The organism is Sphingomonas sp. (assembly GCF_039595165.1).
Lineage (GTDB): Bacteria > Pseudomonadota > Alphaproteobacteria > Sphingomonadales > Sphingomonadaceae > Sphingomonas.
Map to the genome: position 1 here is coordinate 1 of NZ_JBCNMA010000124.1, position 9,777 is coordinate 9,777.

The window sequence follows — 9,777 nt, forward strand, 5'->3', positions numbered from 1 at the left end:
GCCCCAGACGGTCTCGATATAGTTCTCGCCGTCGCATGCCATGCTGAGCTTCTTGCGCAGCTTGCAGATGAAGACGTCGATGATCTTGAGCTCGGGCTCGTCCATTCCGCCATAAAGGTGGTTGAGGAACATCTCCTTAGTGAGCGTCGTGCCCTTGCGCAGCGAGAGCAGCTCCAGCATCGCATATTCCTTGCCGGTCAGGTGCACGCGGGCGCCGTCCACCTCGACGGTCTTGGCATCCAGGTTCACCGCCAGCTTGCCGGTGCGGATGACCGACTGCGAATGGCCCTTCGAGCGGCGGACCACGGCGTGGATGCGCGCGACCAGCTCCTCGCGGTGGAACGGCTTGGTGACATAATCGTCCGCGCCGAAGCCGAACGAGCGCACCTTGCTGTCCATCTCGCTGATGCCCGACAGGATCAGCACAGGGGTCTGCACCCGCGCGACGCGCAATTTCTTGAGCACGTCATAACCATGCATGTCCGGCAGGTTGAGATCGAGCAGGATGATGTCGTAATCATACAGCTTGCCGAGATCGAGGCCTTCCTCGCCCAGATCGGTCGTATAGACGTTGAAGCCTTCGGTGGTGAGCATCAGCTCAATCGCCTTGGCAGTCGTCGGCTCGTCTTCGATCAGAAGCACGCGCATGTGCGAGATCCCCCTGTGCCGGTTGCCAGCCCCCTGCGGCAGCAACACGACTGATTCATTAACCTAAGCAGGTCTGAAGGCAAAAGGTTAATTTTGTTCTAACCGGCCTGACTCCACGAGTCGCGGGCGATTCGCCCGGCTGGCGAGGTGCGAATCCGCCGTCATGTGCCCGTGCTCGGGTCATGTCCCGTCGGGTTATCGGCCCATATCCCCAGTCTATAGGCTTCCTCCTTATTTTGCGTTTGCCGACCAGGAGGTTGCGTGATTAGTTTCATCATTTCGGGGTGGTGACGCGATAACGCGCGCCGTGACATTCAGGGGGTCTCTCATGAAGATCAAAGCAGCGCTTCTCGTCACCGTCTGCGCGCTGGCGCAACCTGCCTTCGCGCAGGATGCCGCCGCTCCCGCGCCCGCCCCGGCGACACAGGAACCCGAGCGCGAGGGCGAGGTGGTCGTCACCGGCACGCGCATCGTGCGCGATGGCTTCCAGGCGCCGACCCCCGTCACGGTGTTGAACATCGAGGATATCCAGAACGGCTCGCCGTCGAACAACATCGCCGACTTCGTCAACCAGATGCCCTCGCTCGCCGGATCGACGATGCCGGCCAACTCGCGCCTCAACCTGTCGAGCGGGCAGGCGGGCATCAATGCGCTCAACCTGCGCAACCTGGGCGAGACGCGCACGCTGGTGCTGGTCAACGGCCGCCGCTCGGTCGCCTCGACGATCACCAGCCTGGTCGATGTCAACACGATTCCCCAGGCGCTGGTGAAGCAGGTCGAGATCGTCACCGGCGGCGCCTCGTCGGCCTATGGCTCGGATGCGGTCGCGGGCGTGGTCAACTTCATCCTCGACAACAAGTATGAAGGCTTGAAGGTCGATGCCGATGTCGGTGTCACCGACAAGGGCGACGGGTTCAACTATTCGATCGGCGTCGCCGGCGGCTGGTCGTTCGGCGGGGGCCGCGGCCATCTGCTGGTGAGCGGCGAGGTCGCGCACCGGGACGGCATCTTCGAGGTCGACCCGATCGACCGGCCGTGGAACCACACCGGCTATGTGCGGATCCAGGATCCCAACTGGACCGCGACCAGCACGACGCCGCAATTCCTGATCCGGCGCCAGGTGGGTGCGGCGAACTCGACCCCGGGCGGGCTGATCACCGGCTCGGCCGGCGGCACCGCGAACCGGATGCGCGGCATCTATTTCGGCCAGAATGGTGCCGTGCAGCAGTATCAATATGGCGCGCTGACCTTCCCGGTGCCCGGCGGAGCTTCCGCCCCGACGCTGACCCAGGGCGGCGACTGGCGCGTCAACGATTCCGGGCGCCGCATCGGTCTCGATCCGCGCGACGACCGCCACGGCATCTTCGCGCGGCTGAGCTTCAAGGTCGCCGACAATGTCGAGTTGTTCGCGGAAGCTTCGTACAACCGCCAGGAAGTCTATTTCAACGCCGGCCCGAACCTTGCCACCGGCATCGCCATCGATGCGACCAACTGCAACGTCACGCCGGTGCCCGCCACCTGCAACGCCTATCTCTACAATGCGCTCGGCGGGGCCGCGCTGGCCGGCCTGACCAGCGTGACGCTGGCGACCACGGCGGCCGATCTTCCGTTCCGCGCGGTCAACAACGAACGCAAGGTGCAGCGCTATGTGATCGGTGCCGAAGGCACCTTCGAGGCATTCGGCAGGACGGCGCAATGGGACTTCTACGGCCAATATGGCCGCGCCGAGCTGCACGAACAGCTGCGCAACATTATGCACACCCAGCGCACGCTGAACGCCACCAAGGCGGTTTTCGCCCAGGCGGGCAACCCGGGCGGCTATGCCGTCGGGTCGATCCAGTGCGCGATCAACGTCGACGCGGTCGCCACCAACAACGATCCCAATTGTCGTCCCCTCAACCGCATGGGCATCGGCGTCGCCGATCCCGCTGCGATCGACTATATCCTGGGCGATCCCTATCGCGACCAGACGATCGAGCAGATCGTCGTCGGCACGAACTTCTCCTTCACGCCGTTCGCCACCTGGGCCGGCGATGTCAGTATCGCGGTCGGCGGCGAATATCGCGAGGAGAAGATCGACGGTTTCGTGCCGCCCGAGTTCCGCCCGGCGGTGACTCCCAATCCGGGCGGCGGCATCACCACCGCCAATACCTGGTCGGTCGGAAACTACCTGGCGACCAAGGGCAGCTACCGGGTCAAGGAAGCCTATCTCGAGACCGTGGTGCCGCTGGGCTTCGGGCTTGAGTTCAACGGTGCGGTGCGCGCGACCGACTATTCGACGTCAGGCTATGTCACGACGTGGAAGGCTGGCGCGACCTGGCAGCCGATCGAGGATATCCGGATCCGTGTGACCCGCTCGCGCGATATCCGGGCGCCCAACCTCAACGAGCTCTACCAGGCGGGCACGGCAAACAGCGATTCGGTGCGCAACCCGTGGCCGCTTGGTCAGGGACCCAATGGCGGCAGCTATCCGGCGAGCATCTCCTATTCGGCGACCCTGGTCGGCAATCTGGACCTTAAGCCCGAAAAGGCTGATTCCTGGAACATCGGTGCGGTGTTCTCGCCGCGCTTCCTGCCGGGCTTCAACGTCTCCGCCGACTATTTCGACATCAACGTCGAGGACGCGATCGATACGCTGAGCGCGCAGGACATCATCAACCGCTGCTTTGAGGGACGCGCCGAATATTGCGCCGCGATCACGCAGGATCCGAACAATACGTCGCGCATCCTGTTCCGCAACCAGCCATTCAACTTTGCGCGCAGGCTGGTGCGCGGCGTGGATATCGACGCGTCCTACCGCCTACCGCTGAACGACATCTTCGCCAATGCGGAGGGCGGTTTCACGCTGCGCGGCGTCGCGACGCGCTACATCAAGAATGTCATCGACACCGGCATCCCAGGCACCGTGCCGATCAACACGGTGGGCGCGAATGGCGGCCAGTTCAGCACGCCGACCTGGATCTTCCGCGGCAGCATTGCCTACGACACGCCTGACTTCTCGATCACCGCGGTGGGCCGCGGCGTGAGCTCGGGCAAATATGTCGCCAACGGCATCGAGTGCCAGACCGGCTGCCCGGCCTCGACCACTCAGTTCCCGACCTATGACGAGAACAAGGTCTCGGGATCCTTCTACGTCGATCTCAACCTGACGCAGAAGATCAAGATCGAGGGCGAGGGCGTCGGTGAAGTGTTCTTCAACGTGACCAACCTGTTCGACCGCTGGCCGATCCTGGTGCCGGAGACCGGCCTTGCGGCGAACAGCACCTATTCGGATCTGCTGGGCCGTCGGTTCCGCGTCGGTGTACGCTTCCGCACCAACTGATCGGACGTACAAAAGGCGAAGGCCGGTCCGCAGGTGTGCGGGCCGGCCTTCTCTATGTGCGGTTCGCGGTCCGCGCGGCCTCGACCCGACTGCAGATGTTGCGGAAGCGGTGGGAGAGATAGTCGATCACCAGCTCGACGCGCGCGGGACGGAGCGTGCTCGGGGGGGTGAGCAGATGGAGCGCGATGTTCATCGGCGACCAGCCGGTGAGAATCTCGACCAGCTGACCCGAGGCCAGGTCCTCGTCGATGATGAAATCGGGCAGGCGCGCGATGCCAAGCCCGGCGCGCAGGGCAGGGAGCATCGCGTCGCCATTGTCGGTGATCAGCGGTCCGGCGGGGCGCACCGCCGCTTCCTCGCCATCGGCCTTGCGGAAATGCCAGGCGCCGATCGCGTTGGCGTAGAGGAAGCAGGCATGATGGGCGAGGTCGGCGGGGTGGCGCGGCGTCCCGTGCTTCTCGAGATAAGACGGCGCCGCGACGACGCGCGCGGCGATCGGGGCGAGGCGGCGGGCGCGCAGCGAGCTGTCGGGCAGGTCGGCGATGCGCAGCGCGATGTCGAAGCCGTCGGCGACGATGTCGACGCGCGCGTCCGAGAGGCGCAGGTCGATCTCGATCCCCGGATGCTCGATCAGCAGATCGGCGATCGCGTCGGAGACGAAGCGGATGCCGAAGGTGATCGGCGCAGCGATGCGGACCAGGCCCGAAGGCGCCTTGGCGGCATCGAGCGCGGCCTCCTCGGCCTGCTGCGCCTCGGCGAGGATGCGCCCGGCACGCTCGGCCAGCGCATTGCCGCTGTCGGTGAGCGTGAGGCGGCGCGAGGTGCGGTGGAACAGCGCGGTGCCGAGTTGCGTCTCGAGCCGGGCGATCGCCTTGGACACGGTCGCCTTGGACACGCCGATCGCCTCCGCCGCGCCGCTGAACGAGCGGTGCTCGACCACGCAGGCGAAGATCGCCCAGGCCTCGAAATCCGGTAAACGCAAGTCCCGTCTCCGCTCAATCCCCGAAACGATCTGTTTCGGACGTTTCCATTTACGCACTGATCGCAGAGCCTATCTTGGGCGTCAACCAAGGAGGCACACATGATCGAGAAACGCTCGTTCGACAGCCTGGGCCATGCCGATCACGGGTGGCTCAACGCCCGGCACCATTTCAGCTTTGCCAATTATTACGACCCCGACCGGATGGGCTGGGGAGCGATCCGCGTCTGGAACGACGACGAGATCGCGCCCAACAGCGGCTTTCCGGCGCACCCGCACAAGGACATGGAGATCATCACCTATGTCCGGACCGGGGCGATCACGCACCAGGACTCGATGGGCAATACCGGCAAGACCGGCGCCGGCGACGTCCAGGTGATGAGCGCGGGCACCGGGGTGCGGCACGCCGAGTACAACCTCGAGCCCGAGACCACGACCTTGTTCCAGATCTGGATCATGCCGCGGGCCAATGGCGGGGCGCCCAGCTGGGGCGCCAAGCCGTTCCCCAAGGGCGAGCGCTCGGGCAAGTTCGTGACGCTGGCTTCGGGATTTGCCGAGGACACCGACGCGCTGCCGATCCGCGCCGATGCCCGGGTGCTGGGCGCGACGATCAAGGCGGGCGAGAGCCTGACGCACACGGTGGGCGAGGGGCGTTACGCCTATCTCGTTCCCGCGGTGGGCAGGATCGAGATCGACCCCGGCTCGGAGGCCGGGGCTGGCAGCCAGATCCTCGACGCGCGTGACGGCGCCGCGCTTACCGGCGGGCAGACCGTGACGATCACCGCGATCGAGGACGCCGAGATCGTCCTGGTCGACGCCGACTGACACGACCCCTCGGAGCGGTCCGCGACCCCTCTTCCCCGGCGGGCCGCTCCACCTTCTTCACATCAGGAGACACGCAAATGGCCAAGGTTCTGGTCCTCTATTACTCGTCCTATGGACATCTCTCGAAGATGGCCGACGCCGTCGCCGAGGGCGCGCGTTCGGCGGGCGCCGAGGTGGATGTCCGCCGCGTGCCCGAGACCGCGCCGCCCGAAGTGGTCGCCGCCGCCGGCTTCCAGCCCGACCACTCGCACCCGGTGATCGAAGGTCCCGAGGCGATGGCGAACTATGACGCCATCATCGTCGGCGCGCCGACCCGCTATGGCCGCATGTCGAGCCAGATGGCGGCGTTCTGGGACACCACCGGCGGTATCTGGGTCAGGGGCGCGCTGGTCGGCAAGGTCGGCGGCGCGTTCACCTCGACCGCGACTCAGCATGGCGGGCAGGAGACGACGCTGTTCAGCATCATCACCAACCTGCTTCACCACGGCCTGACCATCATCGGCCTCGACTATGGCTATGCCGGCCAGATGGGCGTCGAGGAGGTCAAGGGCGGCAGCCCCTATGGCGCGACGACGATTGCCGACGGCGACGGCAGCCGCCAGCCGAGCGAGGTCGAGCTCAACGGCGCCCGCTACCAGGGCAAGCGCATCGCCGAGACCGCGGCGAAGCTGTTCGGCTGACCCGAAATGGCGCGCCAGCCCGCCTTGTTCGTATCGCACGGCTCGCCGATGATCATGTTCGAGCCCAGTCCGGCGCGGGAGTTCCTCGCCGGGCTGGCCGGGCAGGTCGAACGGCCCGACGCGATCGTGATGGTCTCCGCGCATCACGACATGGCGGAGGCGGTGGTGACTTCGGTCGAGGCGCCGGCGACGATCCACGATTTCGGCGGGTTTCCGCAGAAACTGTTCGACCTGCGCTATCCGGCCAAGGGCAATCCGGCGCTGGCGGCCGAGGTCGCGGCGCTGGTGGAAGGGCCGGGTGTACCCGCTTTCCTCGATCCGAAGCGCGGGTTGGATCACGGCGCGTGGGTGCCGCTGATGCTGGCCTGGCCGGAGGCGGACGTGCCGGTGGTGCAGCTGTCGATCAGCAGCGTGCATGCGCCGGAATGGCACTATCGGATCGGGCAGGCGCTGGCGCCGCTGCGCGAACGCAACATTCTGGTCATCGGGTCGGGCAGCCTGACGCATAATCTGCGCGCGATCTTCGCCGAGGGACGCGATCACGATGCGGCGGTGCCCGACTGGGTGGCCGTCTTTGCCGACTGGATTCACGCGCGGCTCGATGCGGGCGACACCGAGGCGGTGCTGGACGCGGTCGAGCGCGCGCCGTTCGGCAAGCGAAACCACCCGACGCCCGACCATATCCTGCCGCTGTTCACGGCGCTGGGCGCGGGCGGCGATAAGGCCGAGCGGCTCCACCACAGCTATACCTATGGCGTGCTCGCGATGGACGCGTACCGCTTCGGTTGACGGACCTTGGTCCGTTGCGGAGCAAATTCACCAAATCGAAAGCCCGATGCATCAGGTTCCCCTGCGGAATCCGGGGCAGGAGCAGGCGATTGATCGGGGCGAAGAATCGTCCACAGCGCAAGTTGTGGGCTGGGGGCGGATCAGCCTCGCGCGCGCATGCGCAACACGATCTGCTGGCTTCGGTCGAGGGATTGCGGACCAACTGGTTCTGGTCGACCGACGCGGACGGCCGCATTTCCTATGTCAGCGAGTGGGTCGGGAACGAGTTCGCCGCGGCGGGCGAGCCGGTGACCGGCAAGGAACTGGCGGCGGTCTTCAAGATCGAGAGCGGGGCGATCGAGTCGGCCAGCCCGCTCGGCTTCCTGCTGGCCAAGCAAAAGGCGTTCCGCGCGGTCAACATGCGCTGCACCCACGATCCGCAGGCGCGGATCTGGACGATCTCGGGCACGCCGCAAGTCGATGGCGCGGGCAATTTCCTGGGCTTTCATGGCGTCGGCGCGGACATCACGGCAGTACAGGAGTCGGCCGAGGCGATCTCGCGCCTGGCCAGCCATGACGCCCTGACCGGCCTGCGCAACCGGCGCGGCGTGTCGGCACTGGTCGAGCAGGCGCTGCTTGGGTCCGCGCGCTCGGAACAGTCCTTCGCGATCCTGCTGATCGATCTCGATCGCTTCAAGCAAGTCAACGACACGCTCGGCCATCCGGCAGGTGACCAGTTGCTGGTCCAGGTCGCCGCGCGGCTGGGGCGCGTGCTGAACCATGCCGATTGCGCCGGGCGGATCGGCGGCGACGAGTTCCAGATCGTGCTGGACGAGCAGACCGACCGGACGTCGTTGGCGGCGCTGGCCGACGAGGTCATCCGCACGATCTCGCAACCCTATTTCGTCAACGGCAGCCGTTGCGTGATCGGCGCTTCGGTCGGCGTCGTCGTCGGCCCGCATGATGGCGAGACGACCGAGGATCTGGCGCGTAACGCCGATCTCGCGCTGTACGCCGCCAAGGGCGCGGGGCGTGGTTGCCATCGTTTCTTCTCGCACGACATGCTCGAGGCGGCGGAGGATCGCCGGTTGCTCGAGCAGGATCTGCTCGATGCGCTCGACCGCGGTGAGCTCGAGGTCAACTATCAGCCGCTGGTCAATGCCAAGACCAACCTCGTCGCGGGGTTCGAGGCGCTGCTGCGCTGGAACCACCCGCATCGCGGCCGCATCTCGCCGGCCCTGTTCATCCCGATCGCCGAGGAGACGAGCCTGATCGCGCGGCTGGGCGAATGGATCCTGCGCCAAGCCTGCATGGACGCCGCCGCGTGGCCGGGCGAGCTGCGCGTCGCCGTCAACGTCTCGCCGATCCAGTTCGCCAATCCGAACCTGCCGCAGATCGTGCTGAATGCGCTGGCCCATTCCGGACTGCGCCCCGACCGGCTCGAACTCGAGATCACCGAGAGCGTGTTCATCGAGGGCGGAGCGGAAGCCGAGGCGACGTTCGCCACGCTCAAGAAGATCGGCGTGCGGCTGGCGCTCGACGATTTCGGAACGGGCTATTCGTCGCTCGGCTATCTGAAGTCGGCGCCGTTCGACAAGATCAAGATCGACCAGAGCTTCGTGCGCGCAGTCGCGGACCCTTCGTCGCGCAACAATGCGATCATCACCGCGATCGTCGCGCTGGCGAGCGCGCTGGGCATGGAGACCACCGCGGAGGGCGTCGAATCGCTCGACCAGCTCGAGGCGCTGCGCAAGCTCGATGTCGGGCTGATCCAGGGCTATCTCTACAGCCTGCCGGTATCGGCCGAGGTGGTGGCGCGGACGGTCGGAGATGGCAGCTGGGAGATCCAGCCGATCGGCCCGGCCAAGCAGCGCGGCAACCGAGTCGCGACGTTCCGCCGGATCGGGGCGGTGCATGGCGATCATTACTACCCGGTGATCCTGCGCAATCTCTCCGCCACCGGCGCGCTGATCGAGGGGCTGGTCGACGTGCCGGTCGGCACGCGCTTCGTGATCGACTTCGGCGACCGGCAATGGGTGATCGGGACCGTGCGCCGCTCGGAAGGCACGCATCAGGGTGTGGAGTTCGACGAGCTGCTGGTGAGCGACGAGCAGGGCAGCTTCCGCCCGCGCTATCGCGTCTCGGCGCTGATGCTGGCGCAGATCGGGCTCGCGGTGGATCGCTCGGTCGAGCCGGGCTGGGAACGTCCGGTGGTGCCCAATGCCCGGCCCGGCCTGCCGATGTTCCAGACCTCGCTGCGCTAGGCCGCGACGCCGCGGGTGTTGCAACCCTGCGCGTCAGCCCGCAAAGCGGGGCATGATCCAGGACCATGTACTGTTCATCGACGGCGAGGCGATCATCCTCGACAAGCCTGCGGGCTTGCCGGTCGATCCGCCGCGCGACGGATCGATCAGCCTGGAGAACCACCTCGCCAACCTGACCTTCGGCTTCCAGCGCTGGCCGACGCCAGTGCATCGGCTCGACCGCGACACCAGCGGCTGCCTGCTGCTCGCGCGGAACCCCAAGGCGCATGCGCGCTTCCAGCAGGCGTTCGA

At 66.3% G+C, this 9,777-nt stretch carries 8 protein-coding genes; 6 read left to right on the forward strand and 2 right to left on the reverse strand.

Going from position 1 to position 9,777, the window contains the following annotated elements:
* The coding region (locus ABDV68_RS15945; RefSeq protein ID WP_343521087.1) for a response regulator transcription factor at positions 1 to 648 on the reverse strand (648 nt) is incomplete at its 3' end.
* 328 nt (positions 649 to 976) lie between these two features.
* Between ABDV68_RS15945 and ABDV68_RS15950 the strand changes: the two genes are divergently transcribed.
* Positions 977 to 3,970 (forward strand): TonB-dependent receptor, encoded by a 2,994-nt coding sequence (locus tag ABDV68_RS15950; RefSeq protein WP_343521088.1) that lies wholly within the window; start codon positions 977 to 979, stop codon positions 3,968 to 3,970.
* A gap of 52 nt (positions 3,971 to 4,022) precedes the next feature.
* Here ABDV68_RS15950 and ABDV68_RS15955 read toward each other — a convergent pair whose 3' ends face one another.
* Positions 4,023 to 4,952, reverse strand: coding sequence for a LysR family transcriptional regulator (locus ABDV68_RS15955; protein WP_343521089.1), 930 nt, complete (start codon positions 4,950 to 4,952; stop codon positions 4,023 to 4,025).
* A 99-nt stretch (positions 4,953 to 5,051) separates the two neighbouring features.
* Here ABDV68_RS15955 and ABDV68_RS15960 point away from each other — a divergent pair, with 99 nt between their 5' ends.
* From ABDV68_RS15960 to ABDV68_RS15980, 5 genes are all read left to right on the forward strand, one after another.
* Positions 5,052 to 5,774: a pirin family protein gene (locus ABDV68_RS15960; protein WP_343521090.1), complete on the forward strand. Its 723-nt coding sequence runs from the start codon at positions 5,052 to 5,054 to the stop codon at positions 5,772 to 5,774.
* A 77-nt stretch (positions 5,775 to 5,851) separates the two neighbouring features.
* Entirely contained in the window at positions 5,852 to 6,454 is a 603-nt protein-coding gene (wrbA, locus tag ABDV68_RS15965) for an NAD(P)H:quinone oxidoreductase (RefSeq protein WP_343521091.1), read from the forward strand.
* A 6-nt stretch (positions 6,455 to 6,460) separates the two neighbouring features.
* Complete coding sequence (locus ABDV68_RS15970) at positions 6,461 to 7,243, forward strand: class III extradiol ring-cleavage dioxygenase (RefSeq protein WP_343521092.1); 783 nt, start codon at positions 6,461 to 6,463, stop codon at positions 7,241 to 7,243.
* A 191-nt stretch (positions 7,244 to 7,434) separates the two neighbouring features.
* Positions 7,435 to 9,486, forward strand: a complete 2,052-nt coding sequence (locus ABDV68_RS15975; protein WP_343521093.1) for an EAL domain-containing protein — start codon at positions 7,435 to 7,437, stop codon at positions 9,484 to 9,486.
* A 52-nt stretch (positions 9,487 to 9,538) separates the two neighbouring features.
* A partial coding sequence (locus ABDV68_RS15980; protein WP_343521094.1) for a pseudouridine synthase occupies positions 9,539 to 9,777 on the forward strand: 239 nt, incomplete at its 3' end.

Excerpts from the sequence above, each read along its gene's own strand:
- ABDV68_RS15950 (WP_343521088.1), top strand. The coding sequence starts at position 977 with ATGAAGATCAAAGCAGCGCTTCTCGTCACCGTCTGCGCGCTGGCGCAA.
- ABDV68_RS15960 (WP_343521090.1), top strand. The coding sequence starts at position 5,052 with ATGATCGAGAAACGCTCGTTCGACAGCCTGGGCCATGCCGATCACGGG.
- wrbA (WP_343521091.1), top strand. The coding sequence starts at position 5,852 with ATGGCCAAGGTTCTGGTCCTCTATTACTCGTCCTATGGACATCTCTCG.
- ABDV68_RS15970 (WP_343521092.1), top strand. The coding sequence starts at position 6,461 with ATGGCGCGCCAGCCCGCCTTGTTCGTATCGCACGGCTCGCCGATGATC.